Source organism: Gemmatimonas sp., assembly GCF_044344655.1.
Lineage (GTDB): Bacteria > Gemmatimonadota > Gemmatimonadetes > Gemmatimonadales > Gemmatimonadaceae > Gemmatimonas.
Map to the genome: position 1 here is coordinate 1 of NZ_JBIJCN010000021.1, position 21,924 is coordinate 21,924.

The 21,924-nt window shown below is 66.9% G+C and carries 16 protein-coding genes; 4 read left to right on the plus strand and 12 right to left on the minus strand.

Annotation, left to right across the window (positions count from 1 at the left end; translation table 11 throughout):
• From nrfD to ACIQ51_RS07560, 7 genes are all read right to left on the minus strand, one after another.
• Positions 1–978: NrfD/PsrC family molybdoenzyme membrane anchor subunit (gene nrfD / locus ACIQ51_RS07530; RefSeq protein ID WP_396204414.1), on the minus strand; the 978-nt coding region annotated here is incomplete at its 3' end.
• An 11-nt stretch (positions 979–989) separates the two neighbouring features.
• Positions 990–4,031, minus strand: a complete 3,042-nt coding sequence (locus ACIQ51_RS07535) for a molybdopterin-dependent oxidoreductase (RefSeq protein ID WP_396204415.1) — start codon at positions 4,029–4,031, stop codon at positions 990–992.
• 19 nt (positions 4,032–4,050) lie between these two features.
• Entirely contained in the window at positions 4,051–4,668 is a 618-nt protein-coding gene (locus ACIQ51_RS07540) for a cytochrome c3 family protein (RefSeq protein WP_396204416.1), read from the minus strand.
• 421 nt (positions 4,669–5,089) lie between these two features.
• Positions 5,090–5,896 carry a hypothetical protein gene (locus tag ACIQ51_RS07545; protein ID WP_396204417.1) on the minus strand — a complete coding sequence of 269 codons (807 nt, stop codon included), beginning with the start codon at positions 5,894–5,896 and terminating at the stop codon, positions 5,090–5,092.
• On the minus strand, positions 5,893–6,831 hold the full coding sequence (locus ACIQ51_RS07550) for an amidohydrolase family protein (protein ID WP_396204418.1): 939 nt from the start codon (positions 6,829–6,831) through the stop codon (positions 5,893–5,895). The genes ACIQ51_RS07545 and ACIQ51_RS07550 overlap by 4 nt, the downstream gene beginning before the upstream one ends.
• Positions 6,832–6,958: 127 nt before the next feature.
• The gene (locus ACIQ51_RS07555; protein WP_396204419.1) at positions 6,959–7,738 is read right to left on the minus strand and encodes an RNA methyltransferase; all 780 of its coding nucleotides are present in this window, start codon (positions 7,736–7,738) and stop codon (positions 6,959–6,961) included.
• Between the two features lie 27 nt (positions 7,739–7,765).
• The gene (locus tag ACIQ51_RS07560; protein WP_396204420.1) at positions 7,766–10,705 is read right to left on the minus strand and encodes a heparinase II/III family protein; all 2,940 of its coding nucleotides are present in this window, start codon (positions 10,703–10,705) and stop codon (positions 7,766–7,768) included.
• 208 nt (positions 10,706–10,913) lie between these two features.
• On the opposite strand from ACIQ51_RS07560, the gene ACIQ51_RS07565 reads away from it, so the two are divergent.
• Complete coding sequence (locus ACIQ51_RS07565; protein ID WP_396204421.1) at positions 10,914–11,552, plus strand: VTT domain-containing protein; 639 nt, start codon at positions 10,914–10,916, stop codon at positions 11,550–11,552.
• 69 nt (positions 11,553–11,621) lie between these two features.
• On the plus strand, positions 11,622–12,224 hold the full coding sequence (locus tag ACIQ51_RS07570) for a superoxide dismutase (protein ID WP_396204422.1): 603 nt from the start codon (positions 11,622–11,624) through the stop codon (positions 12,222–12,224).
• 114 nt (positions 12,225–12,338) lie between these two features.
• On the opposite strand, the gene ACIQ51_RS07575 is transcribed toward ACIQ51_RS07570, so the two are convergent.
• From ACIQ51_RS07575 to ACIQ51_RS07595, 5 genes are all read right to left on the minus strand, one after another.
• Positions 12,339–13,214, minus strand: coding sequence for a permease (locus tag ACIQ51_RS07575; RefSeq protein WP_396204423.1), 876 nt, complete (start codon positions 13,212–13,214; stop codon positions 12,339–12,341).
• A gap of 91 nt (positions 13,215–13,305) precedes the next feature.
• Positions 13,306–14,031, minus strand: a complete 726-nt coding sequence (locus tag ACIQ51_RS07580) for a hypothetical protein (protein WP_396204424.1) — start codon at positions 14,029–14,031, stop codon at positions 13,306–13,308.
• Positions 14,028–15,986: a biosynthetic arginine decarboxylase gene (gene speA / locus ACIQ51_RS07585; RefSeq protein WP_396204425.1), complete on the minus strand. Its 1,959-nt coding sequence runs from the start codon at positions 15,984–15,986 to the stop codon at positions 14,028–14,030. Before speA ends, ACIQ51_RS07580 begins: the two co-directional genes overlap by 4 nt.
• A 115-nt stretch (positions 15,987–16,101) precedes the next feature.
• Entirely contained in the window at positions 16,102–16,893 is a 792-nt protein-coding gene (locus tag ACIQ51_RS07590; RefSeq protein ID WP_396204426.1) for a TIGR00266 family protein, read from the minus strand.
• The gene (locus ACIQ51_RS07595; RefSeq protein WP_396204427.1) at positions 16,894–19,860 is read right to left on the minus strand and encodes an alpha/beta hydrolase family protein; all 2,967 of its coding nucleotides are present in this window, start codon (positions 19,858–19,860) and stop codon (positions 16,894–16,896) included.
• A gap of 121 nt (positions 19,861–19,981) precedes the next feature.
• On the opposite strand from ACIQ51_RS07595, the gene ACIQ51_RS07600 reads away from it, so the two are divergent.
• Positions 19,982–20,575, plus strand: coding sequence for a DUF502 domain-containing protein (locus ACIQ51_RS07600; RefSeq protein WP_396204429.1), 594 nt, complete (start codon positions 19,982–19,984; stop codon positions 20,573–20,575).
• Positions 20,572–21,921 (plus strand): amidohydrolase family protein, encoded by a 1,350-nt coding sequence (locus ACIQ51_RS07605; protein ID WP_396204431.1) that lies wholly within the window; start codon positions 20,572–20,574, stop codon positions 21,919–21,921. The genes ACIQ51_RS07600 and ACIQ51_RS07605 overlap by 4 nt, the downstream gene beginning before the upstream one ends.
• The last annotated feature ends 3 nt before the right edge of the window (positions 21,922–21,924 follow it).

Below are 21,924 nucleotides of genomic sequence, written 5' to 3' on the forward strand. Positions count from 1 at the left end.
GAATTCGATCAGGTACGCGCAGCCGACCACCATCGAGGTGAAGAGCACGACCTTGGCGGTCGCGTCGAGGTGGTTGAGCGTGATGTAGTGCTCGAGCTTGAACCACTTGCGCATCGGGATGGCGATCGTCCACACCATCGCGAAGCCGGAGAAGATGGCACCGGCGACGAAATACGGCGGGAAGATCGACGCGTGCCAGCCCGGCGTGAGCGCCATGGCGAAGTCGAAGGAAACGACCGAGTGCACGGACAACACGAGCGGCGTCGAGAAGGCGGCGAGGAACAGGTACGCCTTCGCGAAGTGACGCCATTCACGGTCGCTGTTGCGCCACCCCAGCGAGAGGATCGAGTAGATCCGCTTGCGCGTGGGGTTGGTTTCCTTGTCGCGGAGGACCGCGAAGTCAGGAATGAGACCGATGAAAAGGAACGTGGTCGAGATGGTGAGGTACGTCGAGATGGCAAAGACGTCCCACACCAGCGGCGACTTGAAGTTCGGCCACAGGAGGCGCCAGTTCGGATACGGAATCAGCCAGAAGAACTTCCACGGACGCCCGATGTGAATGATCGGGAACAGCCCGGCCGTCATGACGGCGAACACCGTCATGGCTTCTGCAGCGCGATAGATCGACGTGCGGAAGCCGGCGCGAAAGAGGTACAGGATGGCCGAGATGAGCGTTCCGGCGTGACCGATACCAACCCAGAAAACGAAGGTGATGATGTAGTTGCCCCACATCACCGGCGGTTCGTAGCCCGCCTGCCCCAGCCCCCAGTAGATCTGGTAGAGCCAGGCCGAGGCGCCGCAGAGCATGGCCACGATAGCGGCGGCCAGCCCCATGAACCACTTCTTGGTGAAACCCAACGTCGCGATGATGTCGCGATCGACCTGCTCGTAATCACGGACTGCGGGGAGCTGGACGTCGGCCGACGCAATGTTCGGCCCACGAATGCCCTCTCGCACCGGATGTGCGACGGATGCCATGCGCGCTCTCCTCAGCCCTTCGCCGGTGCAGCCGGCGACGGATAGGTGACCTTCTTGAGATAGACCACGGCCGTGTACGTGTTCAGTTCCTCGAACACGTGGTAGGCGCGGCGGTCATACGCGAGCTTCGAAACAGTCCAGTTCTCGTCGGCCGCGTCACCGAAGACGATGGCGCGCGACGGGCAGGCCTGGGCGCAGGCCGTCGTGAACTCGTCGGCGTTGACCTCGCGGCCTTCCGCCTTCGCGCGGTGCTCGGCTTCACGGATACGCTGCACGCAGAACGTGCACTTCTCCATGACACCCTTGCCGCGGACGGTCACGTCGGGGTTGAGCGACCAGTGCATCGGCTCCGGCCACGCATACTGGCGACGCTCGGGCTCACCGTAGCCGAACCAGTTGAAGTAGCGGACCTTGTACGGGCAGTTGTTGCTGCAGTAGCGGGTACCGACGCAACGGTTGTAGACCTGCACGTTGAGGCCGTCGGGCGAGTGATACGTGGCGTACACGGGGCACACCGGCTCGCACGGCGCATTGCCGCAGTGCTGGCACATCATCGGCACGAAACGGGTGTCGAAGTCCGGCGAGAACTCGTTTTCCGTGTTGTCGTTGCCTTCGTAGTAGCGCTCGAGGCGAATCCAGGCCATTTCGCGGCCCTTGATGATGTTCGCACCCGGACGCTCGTCCCACTGCGTGGGGCTGAGCGCACGACCCTGATACGGCGCTCCCACGGTGGGGATGTTGTTTTCGCTGTAGCACGCCGTCACGCACGCCGAGCAGCCCGTGCACCGCGCGAGGTCGATGGTCATCGCCCAGCGGCGCTTCTCCATCTTCTGCACGTGGTTCGGGTCGTACATCCCCTTGTCCTTGGACTCGGGGTTGGCGAACTCACCCTGCGCGTCGGCCGCAACGGGCGACTTGAGACCGGCCTTGAAGTCCTGCGACGGCAGGCCGGGGATCTCGTGGTGATGCTCTTCATTCTCCGTCGCGGTACCAAGCAACACCCCAACGGGGATGGCCTGACCGATACCGCGGCCGTGCTGGCGCGCCGAGCCTTCGGTGGTGACGAGCGCCGACGTATCGGTCGACACCGTGACCTTGCCCTTGAGGGCGCCGAGCGCCAAGGCGCCGGCGGCATCCCAGCCCGAGGGCACGAGGTCGTAGGCATTCACGCCGATGTTCTGGGCGAAGCGGCCGTAGGCGGTGTGCCCCTGACCGAGCGCGATGGCGACGGTGTCGGGACGCACGCCCATGTAGATATAGGCCGGCGCCGTGACCTTGCCCGCGGTGGTTTCGACGGTGAGGTGCGCGCCTTCCTTGATGCCAAGCTTCTTGGCGGTGGAGGGGTGCACCTCGACCCACGACTGCCACGCGATCTTGGTGACGGGGTCGGGCAGTTCCTGCAGCCAGGGCTTGTTCGCGCCGGCGCCGTCACCGAGGGTGGACGAGGCATAGACGTGCACGAAGAAGTCGCCGGCACCGGCGGCGGGCGCCTGAGCGGCGGCCGCCAGCGAGCGGGCACTGGTGGGCACGAGCGGACCGCTGCTCACCTGCGCCTTGCTCAGCGCGGTGGTGAACGCCGAGCCGCCGCCCGGGAACTTGCTGATGTACCAGGTGCGGTAGTCGGCCACGTTGTAGCGCGCCGCCAGCGCCTGATCCTTCTTGGCGAGCGTGATGAGCACGTCGGCCGTGGAGCGCGTGTCGAACACGGGCTCGAGGGTCGGCTGCTGCAGGCCAAGCTGCCCGTTGGCGCCCGCGGCGTCCCCCCAGCTCTCGAGCCAGTGGTTGTCGGGGAGCACGAGGTCGGCGAGCTGCGTGGTCTCGTCGGGCATGGCCGAGAAGGAGACCTTGAAGCCCACCTTGGCGAACGCCGCCGCGAACCCGGCCGACTTGGGCATGGTGTGCGCCGGGTTGGCGCCGCGCACAAAGGCGAGGGGCACCGAACCGGCGTCCATGCTCTTCACCGCCGCCGCGAGATCCGCGTAGGAGGCGAGGCCCGCGTAACCCGCGTGGCCGGCCGCCGGCTTGATGGTCGTGCCGACCGCGCCCGCCTTCTGATTGATCGAGGCGACCATGGTGGCGCACTCGACGGCGTCAGGGCCGGTGGTGCCGCAGAGCGCCATGAGGCCGTTGCCGGCCTCGGCGACGGCCTTCACGAGCGCTTCGATCGTGGCGACCGGCACGCCGGCGGCATCGGCCGCCGCCTGCGCGGTGCCCTGCCCGGCGATCGCGGCGCACACCGCCATCTCGGAGCCGGCCTTGGCCGGGATCCACTGGTCGGCGTTGAGGCCGGTCAGCGAACGACGCGGGCCCACATAGACGAGGCGCGGCGCGCCGTCGACCTTGGCGCGCGCGTCGGCCCAGTCGAGCTGCTGCGGAACGCTCTGGCCCCAGTTATCGAGGAAGTCGGCACCGAAGCTGACCACAAGCTTGGCCGCACCGAAGGCGAGCTGCGGCCAGGCGGCCCCATAGGCCTTCTGGTTGGCCGCGATCGTGGCGATCGGCGCGGTGCTATCGACCGACAGGTGGTTCGGCATCCCATTCGCCGAGAGCCACTGATCGAGGAAGCCGGAGAAGGTGCCGGACTCGTGCTGATTGATGAACACGACGCTGCCGGCCTGCCCCTTGGACTTCACTTCGCCCAGCTTCTGGGCGAGCAGCTCCAGCGCCTTGTCCCACGTGGTGGGCTTGAGGGCGTTGCCCTCGCGCACCATGGGGGAGCGATAGCGGTCGGGGTTGTAGAGCCCCTGCACCGCCGAGAGCCCGGTCGCGCAGATCGCGCCACGGTTCATGGGGTGCTCGGGGTTCCCCTCGAGCTTGATGGGGCGACCGTCACGGACCTCGGCGAGCACGCCGCAGGCCGCTGCGCATTCGCGGCAAGTCGTTGCGTAGTACTGCGACACACCCGGAACGGTGTTGTCGGGAGAGGCGACGTACGGGATGAGCTTGCCCACCTTTTCGGAGGAGCAACCCACTACCGCCGTCGTGGCGCCCGTGGCGCCCAGGATCTTGAGGAACTCGCGGCGCTTGACGCCGGTCCCCGCTTCTGTGCTCATCGTGATCGAGGGTCGATGATCAGTAGTGGCAGACGGCGCAATCGTAGCGCGCCTTCTTGGCGGGCATCGCTTCCAGCTCGGGCGTCACCTTCTGACCCGCAAGGCGAGCACCTTCCGCGGGCTTGTAGCCCTGCACGTGACAGTTGATGCACCAGCCCATGTTGAGCGAGTTCACTTGCTGCACGGGTACGTAGTTGGTGTCCGGCCCCTGCGCGCCCTGATTCTGGATCTGGCCGTGGCAGGTCTGGCAGGTCACACCGGCATTCACGTGGCGCATGTGCGGGAACTGGACGTAGTCCGGCACCTTGTGCACACGGTTCCACGGGATCGGCTGCCCCTTCTGGTAGAACGCCGCGATCTTCTTGATCTCGGCAGACTGGGGCTTCACGAGCGTGTGACAGCCCATGCACGTCGAAACCGACGCATTACCCGGGTCGGGCGCCTTGTTCGCGGCGCTGTGGCAGTACAGGCAGTTCATGCCTGCCTTCTGCACGTGCGGTGCATGGACGAACTTGACGGGCTGCTCGACGGCCTTGCCCTGCGACGACGACGCGCCGCTGTACGCCGACAGCAGCGTGGCCGCTGCGGCAAGAGCGAGGAACCCGGGGATCACCGTCCACTTCTTCTTGACCGTCATCTCGTGTGCCGGTAAGGAATGCCGGTTAGGCGTAGGTGATGGGAGCACACACGACATGCATGACGTCGCTCCTCCCCTGCCGCGGTGCAGGGCGTGGCGCGTGTCATGCGATCATGGGACCACGCGGTCAGACGGGCTCTGGAACGAACCGGATCCAACCGTGTAAGTCGGTGTCACCCAAATTTTTGCAAGCGCGAAGTATTACCGTGGCCGTATTTGTACGCAAGTGCATGACGTAGCATCACGTAAGGCATTTGCGCCCCTTGCGGGCCGACAGGTTTGGACATCTACGCGCCCGGAGCCATAACGGACGGATTTCCGTTCGGTTCCCGCAAATTTTCCGACGTGTGTGCGGGCAAAACCCGAGACACGATGTGGTCGACTCCGCCGCCTTTCGGACACGGCGACTGGCCGCAGGAGCTCAGGGACGGATGGTGCCGCCGTGCGCAAACCGATTGGCCGTGCCTGCCCCACCATCGGGCAGCAGGTCCACCAGCGCCCTGGCCTGCTGCGTGAGTCGCAAGGGCCACCAGGAGCTCCACGCGAGGCGCTCCGGGCCGATCGTGGCGACCAGGTGCGCGAAGTGGTCCTCCGGCGGCCCCCAGATCCAGTGCCAGTCATACCACACCCGCTCCTGTTCCGTCGGGGTAAGCCCCCCGTGGATTTCCTCGATCAGGTCGCGGCCGGCGCCGGCCACCACGAGGCGTGCCCGTGACCCAGACAGACGGGCCAGCGGCCGCACATGCGCCGCGGAGAGATCGCTAGCCGAGTCGAGGTGATGGCCCTGCCGCAGATCCTCGAAGCGCACCGTGAGGTGCAGGACCAGCCCGGCCTCGCCGCAGGCCAGCGCGAGCTCCGCCATCCCCCCGTGCCCCGGCCCGAGCCCCCACAGCGTGGGATAGGCGCGAATGGCGGGCGCCCCCTCATCGTGGGCCAGCCGTAGCTGCTCCTCCCACCCCGGCCAGTCCGGCCGGATGATCGGGGCCGGCTGCAGCACGCTACGGTGCGGGGCGAGGGCCTCGTAGAGGGCGCGGTTGCTCGGGACCGGATCGCGATGGAATGCGCCGGGGAGATGCCCCACCCACGCCGCGGCGAACCCCTCCCGCTCAAGCACGCGAGCGAGGACGGCCGGCTCCGGATGCGGAAGGTCGCGAAATGGATAGCCGCCGATCCAGGCGGTCACGTCGACGGGCCCGCCCGACACCAGCGTCGTCCCGGGGGCGGTCATGCGGCCTCCGTGGTCGGTGCCACGGCTTGGGCCAGCGGCAGCGCGAGCGGGCGAGCCAGCGCGGCGTCGAAGGTACCAGCCGGAAAGATCCGCACCGCGTTGCGCCAGCGCATGGCGGCGATCTCCTCCGGCGAGGCGCCGGTGTACGCGAGCGCGCGCAGCTTGGTAAGGCCGGCGCACAACGTGAGATCGCACGCCCACAGTAGCCGAGAGGCACCGACCCAGCGCAGGGCCTCGTCGATCATGCCGCGGTCGATGCCGCTCCCCGAGAGCGCCATCGCGATGTTGGGCACGTCGCGCACGGCCGGGATGGTGTGCCCCCAATCACCACCGCCGATCGGCGCGAGCAAGAAGGTGACGCGCGGGTGGCGCACCGCGAGTTGCGCCAGTTCCACCCCATCGAACGCCTCCTGATTGGGCCATTCCCGGCGCCGATGCTGCCAGATGTGCTGCAGCACCGGCACGCCATACTGCGCCGCCGCTGAGGCAATGTCATCGAGCAAGGCGAAGTCGGTGGTGCGCCGCCCCGCCGCGAGCGTGATCCCCACCGCCCCGCGTGCCATACCGCGCGTGATCTCCGTCAGCGCATGCGCCGTAAAGTTGGGATTGACCGCCACAAACGCCTTGACCCGCGGGGCCTCGCGCTCCGCGAGGTCGAACATGCAATCGTTGGCGAGGGTCTGATCGTGCGGCGATGTGAAGTCGGTCGGCGACGTGTGGCCCCACGCCCCGAGGATCGACGCCACGTGACAGCGGATGCCGATGCGCTCACCAAAGTCGAGGCGCGAGGCATTGTAGCGCATCCAGTCGGTACGATTGCTGAGCGGCGTATGGAAATGCGCATGCGGATCGATGAGCAGGTCCGGCCCACCGAGTGGGTCGACACAGCCATGACCAGTGGACGCAATGGATGCGGTGTTGTCAGGGGCACTCATGGGCATCACTCCGGCAGCAAGGAACGCCTGATCCGTGGCCATCGCGCCGGGCACGCGACCTGCGCGATTCCACCGCCGCGGATATCGCGCGCATCGGGGCGTTTGCTCCCGATGGAGCTACCATGGGTCATGCGTCGGGGGCTGCGAGCGCGCGCTGCACGGCCAGTCGCGACTCGCGCTCGATGGTGCGCAAGACCTCGATGCTGGCGGTACGCAGCAGCAGCAATTCCCGCGAATCGGGGGCAGCCCGGAACACCAACGAGCGGAAGCTCCGCATCATGAGCTCCTCGTTTCGCGTCTTGAAATAGGCGATGCCTTCGAGCGCGCGCTGCATGTCGGCGAAGGTCATCTCGTACTCGTCCTTGGTCGGCGCGGGCGACCTGTGGCGCGGCGCAGGGATGGCCTTGGTGGCATCATCCGCGAGGACGTGCAGCTCATAGAGCCCGAGCAGGCAGGCTTGCGCCACGTTGAGCGAGAAGTGCTCGGTGGTGGGAATGGTGCAGATGGCGTTGGAGCGGTCGAGTGCTTCGTTGGGGAGGCCATGATCCTCGCGCCCCATCATGATCGCCACCCGTCCGGTCCGCGCGTGCTCGAGCATGTCGACGGCAGCGGAGCGCGGCGTGTGGCGCGGCCACCGTGCCGCCTGTCGCCGCCCGGAGTAGCCGACCACGTACACGCAGTCGGCCAGCGCCTCGTCGATGGTGTCGAAGTGGCGGATCCGCTCCACGATGTCGCGCGTGTCGTGCGCGACCTGCTCGATACGATTGGGATCGTACGGGCACGGCCGGATCAGCCGCAGGTCGCGTACCCCCATGTTCTTCATGGCGCGCACGACGCCGCCGATGTTGATCGAGTCCTGCGACTCGTAAAGGACGACGGTGACCTGATGGAGAATGGATTCGGACATGGCCGGAAGATAGCCGGTCCGTGGCGTTCAGTCTGCCGAGGGCGGGGGCGACCCGGTGACGGGAAGGTGCACGATGACTTCCTGCGAAGGCTCGAAGCGATCGCCGCGCAGGTACCCGAAGCCGCCGCCCCCCTGAAGGAGTAATTGCCCGCGCCGGCGCTCGCGCCACGGTGGGCACTCGTTCACGGCCAATGCGAGACGGATGGCGTGTCCGAGCAGCACCGTGCGAGGCCATGTCAGCTGCATGGTCCAGCCGTCATCCGAGCTGCGACTCGTCACGTCGGGACGCGGCGCACCCGGAACAAGCGCGGTCACACGGGCCGCGGTCCCGTGGGTGGGTACCACCAACACGCCGCCACGCCATGCGGTCGACGCGGGATCTCCCCACCGAAGCTGGAGCCCGTCCGCGTTGATGTCGGCACGTTCGTTGTCGAGCGGATTGTCGGGTGCCTGCTCCGCCGTACCGCCGCCCCCCGGGTGTGGCGCGCGTGACAGGCGCACGGCGACGCGGATCACGAAACGCGCAGGATCGGCGGCGAGCGACACCAGCGCCTCGGGGCTATTGGTGCCGCCAAACGCCTCTTCAGTGGCCACGTATGACGCCGCGCTGAGTTGGTACATCGCACTCCCCTCGATGACGGGACCGTCGTGTTCGATGACCGCGGGGGCCACGAGCGGGACCGCCACGATTGGGAGCGCGGGCAGGGCTGGACGGGTGGCCGCGGGGTCGATGGGCGGTGCGCCGGTGCACCACCCTTCGAGATCGATGCTGCTGCGGGCATGCCGCGCCAGGAGGCTGATATGCCAGCCGTGCGGCGCCGGCTCGTGCGAGGCCGTGGTCCCGTCAGCGGTCGTGACGATCGCGACCGGCGTGCCGCCGGCGTCGAGGCTGACGCTGGTGGCCACGGTGGTGGTGCGCGCCTCGTGTGACGCCTCCGGCACGGCCCAACTCCACACTCCCACCATGCGACCGGCCGTGCCCCGTTCGGTCACGAGGTACCGGGTGACCGGCGCGGTGCCGGGCGCACTGGGGGCGAGCGCCCGTGTCCATCTGGCGGGGGTGAGGGTGGTGTACCACGCACGCACCAGCCGCTGTGCCTCGTTCCCTAGTGACTCGAAGGCCACGGTGCCGGGTGCCCCGTCAGCGTCTTCGACGTTGGCGAGAGAATCCCCACCGTCCTCGAGCCCGCCCGCACTGGCACGGACGGAGGCCCTCCACGCGGGGATGGTGGTGTCCCACGCGCCCGCCGCGACGGCCAACGAGAACGACACCTCGCGCTCACTCTCCCAATCGAGCACGTCGACGAGATAGCCGTCACACACGATGACGCGGCGCGTGGCACGCACGCCTGGTGCGAGGCCATCGACCTGCTTGACGATCCATCCGGCGCCGCCGCGATCCTCGAAGGCGACCAGCGCGGCAGGGGTACAGGCCTGCGGCGCACCGTCCACGAACAGTGCGTGGGGCGCGAGGGTGCTCCGATCCCAATGCGACACGCGCTCCACGGAGCTGCCGGTGCCGGGGTCGTCGAGGATCCGCTGTGCACCGATCTGCAGGGTCAGTCCGAGCCGATCCGGGTGCCCGTGGCCACCACCGGTCACGCCACCTTCGAGCGCCACGTACACCTGCGCCTGTTCGCGCCGGAGCACGGCCAGGCCCTGCGCCGGTTGCACCAGGCTGGTCGGTGCCCACGCACCGGCTGGCACCGGCGCTGCCGCTGCGACAAGCAGCGCACGCCACGAGCAGTCGGCGCGCGAAAGTTGGGTGGGCGGTCCATTCCGTGCGGCATCGGCGGTGGAACAAGCGCGGGCAACCGCGTGCGTCTCCACTGGCTGCGATGCCGTGGTGTGATCGTAGAGGCGCGACAGCAACCCGGCGAGGCGCACGTCGGCGCGATGCGCGTAGCCAAGCTCGCACCATTCGGCCCAGTGCCACTGCCGCACGGAGACGGCGTACGGTGCGTCGCGACGAGCGGGGAGTGTGTCGTCGGGGAGCAGTCCCGCGAACGGCGTCACAAAGCCCTCGTGAAAGCGCGCATCGAGTTCACGAGGCAAGGGCGCGCCGACGGCAGCCAGCCACTGCACGCCGTACCAGAGTCCCCGATGCGCGAACTGGTGGGAGTGCTCTCCTTCGTACCAGCTGCCGTCCGGGAGCACCCCGTCCTGTAGCAGGGAAAGCAACGAGCTCGGGGCGTGCGCACGCGCGAGCGCGTCGGGCGTGCGCTCCAGCATCGTCAGCGCGCTGAGCACGGCCACCTCGTTCCACACCTGACGACTGGAGTGTCCCTCGTGGAAGGACGCGATGAGTGCACTGCTCGGGGACAGCAAACGGTCGCGCACGATGCCGCCGAGTGTGCGGACCTGCGCCGCGCCGCCCCCCGGTGCGGCCTCAAGCAGCGCCAGTGCGTGCGCGATGTTGATCAGCCAGATGGACTCGAGAGAGGTGCTGAAGAACGGGTGCGATGGGCCGAGTGCGTTGTTGGCGTTCGGCCACGTGAGGTATCGCGCGGCGAACGTATCGAGGATGCGCACCGCGAGATCCCGATGGCATGCGTCGCCGCGCACCGCGTGGAGTGCCGCGGCGTGAACGGCCCGCTCGGCGGTCCAGAGCTGGGCCCCCATGGCCCACCACTGATCGTGTTCCGGTCCTCCGTAGTCGCGTGCGCACCGGGGACAATGGTGCGCCTGTGGGCGCCAGGGATTGAAGTCGAGCCGTCGTCCGTGCTCCGGGCACCGTCCACCACCACGGGTCAGCCGCGCCTTCTGGGCAGGAATGGGAAGGGCAGCGTGCAGGAGCGGCGTGAGCTCACCCGTGAGGGCATCGGCCAGCGCCCCCAGTGACGTGCCGGGGGCGGTCGCGATACGACGGGCGGTGAGGTCGATCGGAAGCAGCACGAGATGGTCGCTGAACGGTCGGCGAGAGCAAGACAGCGCGGCGAGGAGGCGACGGGGGTCGTCGCGATGCATCCAGCGCGCCGCGGAGACCCGTTCGCCGCCTAGGTCCATCTCCTGATGCCCGAGGCGTCGGGAGCGCGTCGTGGGCGGGACGGACGGGTGATGCAGATACGACTCGAAGCTCGCGTGCGGTTGACCCCAACGGCAAGCCCATTGAGCTTTCCTGCTCGTCGGGCGCCACGAGCAGGTGGCGCCGGCCTCACGTGTACCGGATGCCGGTTTGGAATTTCTTACCCAGTTCTTCGAGCGTCTCCGCGACCTGCCGGCCCTCGTGCAGTGGGCAGGCTATGTGGGGCTTACGCTGATCATTTTCGCCGAAACCGGCCTCCTGGTGGGGTTCTTCCTCCCCGGCGACTCCCTGTTGGTGACCGCGGGGCTGCTGGCCGCCGATCCGAGCTTCGGGCTCAACGTGTGGCTCTTGGGCGGCATCCTGACGGTGGCCGCCATCGTGGGCGATACCGTGGGGTACAACGTGGGGAAGGCCACGGGCCCCCGCATTTTCACACGAGAGGACTCCCTCTTCTTCCACAAGGATCACCTGCTGAGGGCGCAGGCGTTCTACGAGAAGCACGGCGGCAAGACCATCATCATCGCGCGCTTCATGCCGATCGTGCGCACCTTCGCCCCCGTCGTGGCGGGCGTGGGACGCATGGAGTACCGTTCGTTCCTGATGTACAACGTGGCGGGGGGCGTGCTCTGGATCTGGAGCATGCTGCTCACCGGCTGGGTGCTGGCGCGCACGGTGCCGGGCGTGGCCAAGCACGTGGAGAAGATCATTCTGCTGGTGGTGTTCCTGTCGATTCTGCCGGGAATCATCGCGTGGATTCGCGAGCGCGGGAAGAAGACCGGGAAGGCCTGATTCGCGCGCGCTGCATCATCGTCCGTATCGTCCGTCATTCGCATTCTCATCCATCCGGAGACGCTGAACATGGCTCATACTCTGCCACCGCTGCCGTACGCGCCCGAAGCGCTCGAGCCGCACATCGATGCCCAGACCATGAACATCCATCATGGCAAGCATCACCAGGCGTACGTCACGAACCTCAACGCCGCCATCGAGAAGGCGCCCGAGATCGCGTCGTGGTCGCTTGATGACCTGTGCCGCAAGATCAACGACGTGCCGGAGGCCGTACGGACCGCGGTACGCAACAACGGCGGCGGCCACTGGAACCACTCGTTGTTCTGGCAGCTGATGGCGCCGAATGCTGGCGGTGAGCCCACGGGCGCCCTGGCCGACGCGATCACCAAGGCCTTCGGGTCGTTCGCCGCGTTCAAGGAGCAGTTCCAGGCCGCCGGCATGGGTCGTTTCGGCTCGGGCTGGGCCTGGCTGGTGTCCAACAACGGCGAGCTGTCGATCATGAGCACGCCCAATCAGGACAACCCGCTCATGGACGGCAAGCATGCCATCCTCGGCGCGGATGTGTGGGAGCACGCCTACTACCTCAAGTACCAGAACCGCCGCGCCGATTACCTCGGAGCCTTCTGGAACGTGGTGAACTGGGCGGAAGTGTCGAAGCGGTACGGTCGCTGAGCCTGCCACTGCGCACTGCGCACTGAGCAGGTTCACTGAAAACGGAGAACTCCCCCGGGCATCGCGTGATGTCCGGGGGAGTTTTCAGTCGCAGGTGTCCGTGCGCAGTGCGTCCTACGCCGCCGCCTCCACCGTCTTCCGTCGCGCCGACATGAGCAGCGTGATAGCGGTGTAGGCGACCACGACGGCGACGAGCCAGCGCAGTGCGGTGAGCGGCAGCGACTTCACGATGTAGGCCGCGACCAGCACGGCGGGGACGCCGCCGATGATGTTGCCCACCACCGCGCGCGGATCGACCTTGCCGAGCCGGATGAAGCGATCGCTCGCGAACGGCATGAGGAAGGCGCAGCTGCCCATCATGATCGGGAAACCGGCGGCGGGGTTCATGCCGAGCACGCTGACGAGCAGCAGGCAGGGCCCGTAGAGGCCGATGCCGATCGTCATGAGAATGCCGAGACCGAAGTTACCGACGAGGGCGATCGCCAGCTTGGCGCCGGACAAGCCGATCGCCTCGCCTCCACCGGGAATCTTGCCCGCCGCCTGGGCCACGGTGAGGAGTGCCGCGGCACCGAGACACAGCCCCATCCCCAGCTGGATGCGTTGCGTGGGCCACTTCGCCACCAGTCCTGCGCCGACCCACGAACCGATCACGGCGGCGGCGATCATGCCGATCAGCGTGATCGGCTCGACCTCGACCACCTGCGTGTAGATGAACGCTTGCGCGAGCGTGGACATCGTGTGCCCGGCGTTGAGCGTGCCGGGAATGAGCGCATCCTTCACCCACTTGGTCGCGCGGTAGATCGTGGTGTTCGTCGCAAACGACCCGATACCAAGCGTATCGAAGAAGTCGGTGACGGTGCCGCTGAGGATCAGTCCCGGGGTGGGCGTGAGTGGCCCGAGCTTGGGGAGTCCACGAACGAGCGAGACGATGTGGTAGACGGCGACCAGGGCGAGGCCGACGAGCAGGAGCAGCTTGGCGTCGAATTGCATCGGATGCGGCGGGAGGGACAGGTGGGAAGACCGTTGCCGCTACAACGTACCGCCCCGACGCGCCGTTGTCCCGCCCGGCGGGCGCCCGTTCTCAGCTGAATGCCGTGGGAATGAGGGTCAGCGCCATGGCAATACCCCAGGCCACCACAGATGCCGCCCAGCCGGTGCCCCGGGACACGCGCGCCACGACCGAGATGCCGACCGCGGTGATCACCACCCCCCAGACCGCGAAAAGATCGAGGCTGCCGAGGAGCGCCAGCACCGCCGGTGAGGCGGTAGTGGCATCGAGGAAGCGCGCGGGGCCCAGCGAGGCGGAGAAGAACGACGTCGCGCCGGCGCTATCGAGCACCGCGCCCTGCACTGCCGTGGCGAGGACCGCCACGATGCGTGGGACGGTGGACAGCGTGGCGATGAAGATGGCACGCCCCACCGTGAGGGGAACACCGAGGATCTTCGCTCCCCCCCATGTGGTGAGACCGCCGAAGAAGCCACCGATGACCGGTGTGAGCACGGAGAAGCCGAGAAAGACGTAGCCGGCCACGGTGCGTCCGGCGGCGACCGCCTCGGCAGGAATCGGCTTCCCTCCGCGCTTCGCCAGCTGGATCATCTGCAAATCGTAGTTGGCATCGATGTAGGGCTGGAGCAGCCCCTTCGTGGCAAACACGATGATGGCAAGGATGGCCGTAAGCACCAGCATGTACAGGCCCACCCCCGCGCCCGCCGAGCGCTCGAACACGGTCGACGGAGCCCACAGCACCTCGAGTACATCCTCCCAGACACTGCCCTTCTTGCCAGATCCCATGGTCGCTTCGCTCATCGCGCGGCTTCTCCTTCGAGGTATGTGTAGCCTTCCAGCCCAGCCACGAAGTCCGCGATGAATGCGTTCATCTCGTCGCGCGTGAGCCCCTTGGACGAATTCACCTTGCGGCGGAACGTGGCCAGCAGCTGTGAGGCGCCGAACTGCACGTAGTTGAGCACTTCCGTGACGGTGTCGCCTTCCACCAGATCGGTGATGTCGTAGCCACCGTGTTCGTTCATACGCACGTGGACGGCGTTGGTATCACCGAACAGGTTGTGCAGGTCGCCCAGAATCTCCTGATAGGCGCCCGTGAGGAAAATGCCGAGGATGTAGTCTTCCCCGTCGCGGAATTCGTGCAGCTCGAGACTCGGCCGGCCGTTCTTGTCTCCCACGAAGCGATCAATCTTCCCGTCGGAGTCGCAGGTGACGTCCTGCAACGTGCCGCGGCGCACCGGCTCCTCGGTGAGGCGGTGAATGGGCATGATCGGGAAGAGCTGATCGATAGCCCAGCTGTCCGGCAGCGATTGGAATAGCGAGAAGTTGCAGAAGTACCGGTCAACGAGTGACAGCTCGAGCTCCGGCAGGATATCCTCGTACGTATCGGGGTCGGCCTTCGCGATGCGATAGATCGCATTCATTGTGGCCAGCCACAGCACCTCCGCCTTGGCGAGGCCGCGGAGGTTGAGCACGCCCGAATTGAAGTACTGACGCGCGCGTTCCTTATCGAACGACGCATCGTGGTACACCTCAAGCACCTTGCGTGGCTTGGGCTCCCGCTCGTTGAGCGTGCGCCAGTCCTCGTGCATCTCGTGCAGTAGCGAGTGGTCCTCGTCGTCGAGCGGCGGCACCGGCTGTGCGGCCTGCGACTCCACGTCGATCACCTTGAGCAGCAGCAGCGCGTGGTGGGCCGTGAGCGCTCGTCCCGACTCGCTGATGATGTGCGGCATGGGCAACTCCGCCTCACGGCACGCCTCGGCGATCGTGTAGATCACGTCGTTGGCGTACTCCTGCAGCGTGTAATTCACGCTCGCATTGTTGGTGGAGTTGGTGCCGTCGTAGTCGATCCCGAGGCCACCGCCCACGTCCACGTGCGTGATGTCTACGCCGAGCGCGCGCAGTTCAAGATAGAAACGCGCCACTTCGGCGAGCCCCGACTTGATGAAACGGATGTCGGTGATCTGGCTGCCGAGGTGAAAGTGGATGAGCTTGAGCATGTCGAGACGCCCGGCGCTCTGCAGCTTGTCGATAAGCTTGATGAGCTCGGCCGAGCTAAGGCCGAACTTGCTCTTCTCCCCGCCGCTTTGAGCCCACCGTCCCGCGCCTTCACTCGCCAGCTTGATGCGCACGCCGCAGGTGGGCTGCACGCCGAGCTCCTCCGCCACCTCGAGTAGTACATCGAGCTCGCTCACCTGCTCGAGCACGATGAACACCTTATGCCCGAGCTTCTGGCCCATGAGCGCGAGCCGCATGAACTCATGGTCCTTATAGCCGTTGCACACAATGAGGTGCTCGGTGGATTCCGAGAGCCCCAGCACCGCCTGCAACTCGGGCTTGGAGCCCGCCTCGAGGCCGACCCCGTGCGTCTTGCCGAACTGCACGATCTCCTCGACCACGTGCCGCTGCTGATTCACCTTGATCGGATACACGGTCGTGTAGCCGCCGGTGTACTCGAACTCCTTGATCGCCTGCGCGAAGCGCTCGGAGAGCGTTTCGATGCGCGACCGCAGGATGTCGGAGAAGCGGAGGAGGATAGGCAGCTGAATGCCCTGCCCTTCGAGATCGGCCGCGAGATCGCGCAAATCGAGCGCGTGCTGCGGACGCGAGGGATCGGGACGCACGACGACGTGCCCGCGCGCGTTAATGTCGAAGTAGCCGGCGCCCCAGCCCTCCACATTGTAGAGGGCGCGGGCGGCGTCAATGGACCACGGCGCGGCAGGCGCCGGCTCGGAGATGGGCTGGATTCGAGTAGCCATAGGGGCGGAAAGCTAGACGGTTCGCGCCGATGGAGGGAGCCATCAGCACGAACCGCCCAGATTGTGACAAGAAATGTGACCGGTCAGGAGGACCGGCTCGCCCCTACGCTCAGGGTCAGTTGTCGCCGTCGAGGAGGCCACCCAGGCCGCCCAGCACCGATCCCTCGCCCACACGGCGGCCACCGGCCGACGGAGCCGAGGCAATAATCCGGTCGGCCAAGCGCGAGAACGGCAGCGTCTGCAGGATCACGCGACCGGGACCGGTCATCTGGACGAAGAACAACCCTTCGCCACCGAACAGAGCCGTCTTGATCCCCGGCACCGTCTGGATGTCGTATTCGACCGAGGGTTGGAAGGCCACGAGACAGCCAGTATCGACGCGGAGCTTCTCGCCGGGCGCCAGGTCGATGGCGTGGAGCGACCCCGACGCGTGGAGGAAGGCCAGCCCGTCCCCCTGCAGCTTCTGCAGGATGAAGCCCTCCCCACCGAAGAAGCCGGCGCCGATCCTGCGGGTGAACGCCACCGAGAGGTCGATGCCGCGCGCCGCGCAGAGGAAGGAGTCCTTCTGCGCCAGCACCGTGCCGCCCCAGTCCCGAAGGTTGAGTGGCACGATGCGGCCGGGATACGGCGCCGCGAACGCCACCTCGGCGCGCCGCGCCCCGCTGTTGCCGAAGAGCGTGACGAAGAACGACTCGCCGGACAGCACGCGCTTGCCGGCGCCGATCAGCTTGTCGAAGAGGGACCCCGACTTGAAGTTGGGATCGAGCGTGGTGGCCATCGTGATGCCTTCGCGCATGAACATCATGGCGCCGGCTTCAGCGAACACCGCCTCGCCCGGGTCGAGCGTCACAATGACCGCCTGCAGGTCATCGCCAATGATCTGGTAATCGATTTCGTCTGCCGCCACTTACTTGCCTCCGGAAGCGCGAGCCGGCGCGGAGCCGGCCGCATTCGAGTTGGACATCTTGACCTGGTCGCGACCCTTCTCGAGGAACGGGATGCCACGCACCATCCACGACGGCGGTTCGGCCCCCAGAAGTTTCACCGCGAAGAATTCCTGCATCTTCCGGTCGATGTCCTTCTGGTTGGCGCGCTTGGTCGGGTTATGCTCGTCACCGTTGTAGACGACCATGTATGCCTCCTTCTGCAGGCGCCTCATGGCCACGTAGAACTCGATCCCCTGGTACCAAGGTACTGCCCCATCGTTGTCGTTCGCCATGAACAGCACCGGCGTAGTTACACGATCGAGGCGGAACAGGGGCGAATTCTCAATGTAGCGCTCGGGGTACTGCCAGAGCGAGCCCCCGATCCGGCTCTGCGTGTGCTCGTATTGGAACGTGCGGGCCAATCCGGACTGCCACCGGATACCCCCGTAGGCGCTGGTCATGTTCACCACGGTCGCGTTGGGTACGGCCGCCGCGAACATGTTGGTCACGGTGATGAGATACGCCGATTGGTAGCCGCCCCACGACTGACCGGTGATGCCCACGCGCCGAGGGTCCACAAACCCCTTCTGGATCAGCGCCTGCACGCCGGGAACGATCGACTTCGCCGCACTCGGTCCGGGCTGCCCATCGGTGTACACGATGTCGGGCATGAACACCAGGTAGCCGAGCGAGTTGTAGACCAGCGGGTTGACGGTGTTGCGGCCACTTGGCGCCTGATAGTTGTGTAGCCCGTCCGTCAGCTTCTCATAGAAGTAGACGATCATCGGGTACTGCCGCGTGGGGTCGAAGTTCTCCGGCTTGTACAGCAGGCCGCGGAGCGGAATCCCATCGCCGTTGAGCCACGACACCAGCTCCACGGAGCCGCGCGGATACTCGGACTCCTGCGGGTTGGCATTGGAGATCTTCGTGGTCGACGCGAGGGCGCTCCCCGTCCACAGATCGGGAAACTCGCGGAAGGTGCTCTGGGTCAGGAGGTACTGCTCGGCGTGACGGGCCTTCTGCAGCCCCGCGTAGTTGCGGTCACCCATCACGATCTTTTCGGGCAGACCGACCGCACCGATGCGGTCGCGCCAGAAGCCGCTGGCTTTCGTGAGGGTATCGACCGCACGCAGCAGCACCGGCGCGGTGGTATCGAGGAAGGGATCCTCGCGGTCGAGATCAATCACACGGAACGTCACACCGGTACGACGTCCCTCGCCGTCGGTGAGATTCTTCGGCGCCGCGGCACCCGAGGGATCGATCTCCCAGATGTCGAAGCGATCGTACACGAGCACCCGCTTGTCACCGGCCGTCCAGCCCCCGAGGCCGTACGGGGGCGGCACGTCGGGGGAATCGAACTCCTCATCCTGGAATTTCACCGGCAGCTTGTCGGTGAGCACCGTCTTCTTCCCGGTGGCCGTGGCGTACGCAACCCACTGCCCGTCCTCGAACCACGTGACGTAATTCGCGCCCGGGGAAAGCTGCGCCTGTCCATCGAGCTTCCGGGCCACCAGTGTACGCGTGCCGGTCAGCGGATCAATCAGATACGCATCGGTCGCGCCTTCGCCCCAGAATTGGGGGATCGCATATTCGAGCGCATTGAGGCCGAGCACACGCGTGCCGTCGTTGCTGACGACCACGCGCATGGAATCGTTGGCCAGCTGGGTCCACTTGCTGCTCGCCAGGGTGTAGAGCGCGGTGTAGGTACGATTGCGATCACGGTTGGCGCTGACCTTCTGCTGCGTCATGATCGACGCATCCTTCCAGTGCCACAAGTCGTAGATCGCCTTGTCGACGAGCGAATCGGCCGGGATGGAGTCCATCGGCACGTTGCCGAGGGAGAAGAGCAGCCCATTGCCTTCACGGGTGAAGCTCAACGGCCCACGCTCGGCGATCGTCAGGCCGGCCGGTGCCTCGGTCGCATCCACCAACCGACGCGCCGCCACAGGCTTTCCCTTAGCCGGCCGCAGCGATGCGTAGTACACCGAGAAACGCGGACGCGGCGTGCTGTCGTTCACATCAGCCACGAAGGCGACCTGCTTGCCGGCGCGATCAAAGGTGAAGCCGCGGTACGTGGCCGGTCCTGCCACGAGCGTGGTGACCGCCCCGGTGGCGAGCGTGTGCACGAACGCGCCGTTGCCGGTCCCGTTGCGCGTGGTCACTGTATACCCCAGCAGCGTTTCGCCTTCATCAAAGACGTAGCTGGTGACGCCCTCGATGCGGCGTTCGGTGCCGGTGGCGAGTTCGCGGAGCACCAGCGTGGTGCCGTACTCACGGCGCGGCGCCACCGCCGCTCCCGGTGCGGGCGCCTGTCCCGCGGCGCCGTTGGGCCGCGCCGTCGTGGTGTCGTCGAGCAGGTAGGCAATGAAGCGGCCGCCATTCCTCGCGAGCCGGTAGGAGCGCACGTTGGCGATGCGGGTCACGGCGCCATCGGTCACGTTGACGAGCCCTAGCCCCGTGCGTGGCTGCGGGACCCCGCGGCGCCCCCGGGCCCGCTCTACCTCGGCCCGGGACGGATAGATCGTGAAGGCCACGAACCGCGAGTCAGCGCTGAACTGCGCGGGCTGGGCGCTAAACTGCGCCGCCGAATCGGCGGCCGGCTGCAACTGGGGACGACCGGTGAAGCCCCGGGCGATGCCGCCATACTCCGTGGCGCCTGCCGTGGCCCGTACCACGAGGGCCCCTTCGCCGACGACTGGGCTGACCGTGTACGCGACCCACTTGCCGTCGTTGGAGATGGCGGCGCCGGTGATGGTACGCCACTCGTCGTAGGTGTCCTGCGTGATGGCCTTCTTGCCCGCGGGAAGCGGCGGCGGCGTGTAGCGGCTCACCGTCGTGTGCGGGATGGCCGGCGCATTCTGGGCCCCGGCGAGGACGGGGATACCAGCGGCGACGAGCGTAAGCAGCCGGGCCGACACGGAGACGGCGAGAATGAGTGGGCGACGCATACCTGAGGAGTTCGGTGGAAAGTGGACTGGTCGCGCGCTGCCCGTGGCCCCAAGTTGGTCCGGGGAGTTGCGCGACCCATTCAGCTTACTGCACGGCCCGACCGGCCGCGCGAGGACATCGATGAGACGTTTACTCGGCTACTTCGCCCGTGGGCTGGTTCTGCTCGCGCCTCTGGCCGTAACGGTATGGGTGTGCTGGATCGTATTCACGAACGTGGACGGCTGGTTGGGGCTGCCGATTCCGGGTGCCGGATTCGTTGCCACGCTCGTCCTGATCACGATCTTCGGCTTCCTGGGCTCCAACCTGCTTACGCGGTCGGCGGTGGCGGCGCTGGAAGCGATCATGACCCGGTTGCCCTTCGTCCGCCTGCTCTATGGCTCCACGAAGGATCTGCTCAATGCCTTCGTGGGCGAGAAGCGGCGCTTCGACAAGCCGGTGATCGTGAGCATCACCCCCGACGACAGCGTGCGGCTCATGGGGTTTGTCACGCAGGAATCGCTCCGGCATCTGGGGCTGGCCGAGTATGTGGCGGTGTACTGCCCGCACTCGTACAACTTCTCGGGGCAGCTGTACGTGGTGAGCGCCTCGAAGGTGCAGCCGGTCGACGTGGCCAGCGCCGACGTGATGGCTTTCGTGGTGTCGGGCGGAGTGGCCGGCATCGTTCCCTCCGCACAATCGACCGGCGAGCACGCCGCCATCGGCCCCATCTCATGAGCGCACGCATTCCCCGCCCTCGCACGACGTCCATCGGCACCGCCTCGACGTTGCTGGGGCTCGTTCTCGCGATACCGCTCGCCTCGGGACCAACACCCCTGCCCGCCCAGTCCCCGGCACGCGGCGCGGCGGCGGCACCGCGTCCGGTGCTGCTCGTCCCCGACGCCGTCTTCGACGGCACGAACGATCAGGCGCAACCCGGGTGGGCCGTCGTAGTCACGGGGCAGCGCATTACGGCGGTCGGGCCGCTGGCGTCGCTGCCGGTGCCGGGTAATGCGGAGCGCATCGCCTTGCCGGGGACCACGCTGCTGCCGGGGCTCAGCGACCTGCACAGCCATGTCCTGCTGCATCCGTACGACGAGACCCCGTGGAACGATCAGGTCCTGCGCGAATCACTGGCGCTGCGCACGGCGCGCGCCGTGAATCACCTGAGGGCGACCCTCGATGCCGGCTTCACGGTGCTGCGCGACCTCGGGACCGAAGGGGCCGACTACGCCGACGTGGGGCTCAAGGAGGCGGTCGAGCAAGGGATCATTCCGGGGCCGCGGTTGTTCGTGACCACCAAAGCCATCGTGGCCACGGGGTCGTACGGTCCCAAGGGATTCGGCGCCGAAATCGGTGTGCCCCAGGGCGCCGAGGAAGCGGATGGCGTGGAAGGGGTGACACGCGTGGTGCGCGATCAGATCGGGCACGGCGCCGACTGGATCAAAATTTATGCGGACTATCGGTGGGGGCCGCGTGGCGAGGCGCGCCCCACCTTTACGGCGGACGAGTGGCGGGCGATCGTGACAAGCGCCTCGTCGAGCGGCCGACCGGTGGTCGCTCACGCCAGTACGATCGAGGGAATCACCCGTGCCGTGGTGGCCGGCGTGGAAGTGATCGAGCACGGCGACGCCGCGACGCCCGACGTGTTCGCGCTCATGAAGGCCAAGGGGGTCGCGTTCTGCCCCACGCTGGCCGCCACCGAAAGCACCACGCGCTACCGTGGATGGAAGAAGGGCGTCGACCCCGATCCGGCCGGCATCACGCAGAAGAAGCAGATGTTCCGTCACGCGCTCGCCTCGGGCGTGACGATCTGCAACGGCAGCGACGTGGGGGTGTTTGCGCATGGCACCAACGCCTTGGAACTCGAACTGATGGTGGAGTACGGCATGACGCCCGTGCAGGCGCTCAAGGCCGCCACCAGCGTGAACGCCCGCATCATGCACCGCGAGGGGGAGTTTGGCCGTGTGGCCCCCGGCCTGCTCGCCGATCTGGTGGCGGTCAAGGGCGATCCCACGAAGACCATCGGTGCGCTGCGCGCCGTGCAGTTCGTGATGAAAGGCGGGACGGTGGTGCGACGCTAACGC

What these genes read in the sequence shown, in the direction of transcription:
- ACIQ51_RS07535 (WP_396204415.1), bottom strand. Translation starts at nt 4,031, where the DNA reads ATGAGCACAGAAGCGGGGACCGGCGTCAAGCGCCGCGAGTTCCTCAAG.
- ACIQ51_RS07540 (WP_396204416.1), bottom strand. Translation starts at nt 4,668, where the DNA reads ATGACGGTCAAGAAGAAGTGGACGGTGATCCCCGGGTTCCTCGCTCTT.
- ACIQ51_RS07545 (WP_396204417.1), bottom strand. Translation starts at nt 5,896, where the DNA reads ATGACCGCCCCCGGGACGACGCTGGTGTCGGGCGGGCCCGTCGACGTG.
- ACIQ51_RS07550 (WP_396204418.1), bottom strand. Translation starts at nt 6,831, where the DNA reads ATGAGTGCCCCTGACAACACCGCATCCATTGCGTCCACTGGTCATGGC.
- ACIQ51_RS07555 (WP_396204419.1), bottom strand. Translation starts at nt 7,738, where the DNA reads ATGTCCGAATCCATTCTCCATCAGGTCACCGTCGTCCTTTACGAGTCG.
- ACIQ51_RS07560 (WP_396204420.1), bottom strand. Translation starts at nt 10,705, where the DNA reads ATGCATCGCGACGACCCCCGTCGCCTCCTCGCCGCGCTGTCTTGCTCT.
- ACIQ51_RS07570 (WP_396204422.1), top strand. Translation starts at nt 11,622, where the DNA reads ATGGCTCATACTCTGCCACCGCTGCCGTACGCGCCCGAAGCGCTCGAG.
- ACIQ51_RS07575 (WP_396204423.1), bottom strand. Translation starts at nt 13,214, where the DNA reads ATGCAATTCGACGCCAAGCTGCTCCTGCTCGTCGGCCTCGCCCTGGTC.
- ACIQ51_RS07580 (WP_396204424.1), bottom strand. Translation starts at nt 14,031, where the DNA reads ATGAGCGAAGCGACCATGGGATCTGGCAAGAAGGGCAGTGTCTGGGAG.
- speA (WP_396204425.1), bottom strand. Translation starts at nt 15,986, where the DNA reads ATGGCTACTCGAATCCAGCCCATCTCCGAGCCGGCGCCTGCCGCGCCG.
- ACIQ51_RS07595 (WP_396204427.1), bottom strand. Translation starts at nt 19,860, where the DNA reads ATGCGTCGCCCACTCATTCTCGCCGTCTCCGTGTCGGCCCGGCTGCTT.
- ACIQ51_RS07600 (WP_396204429.1), top strand. Translation starts at nt 19,982, where the DNA reads ATGAGACGTTTACTCGGCTACTTCGCCCGTGGGCTGGTTCTGCTCGCG.
- ACIQ51_RS07605 (WP_396204431.1), top strand. Translation starts at nt 20,572, where the DNA reads ATGAGCGCACGCATTCCCCGCCCTCGCACGACGTCCATCGGCACCGCC.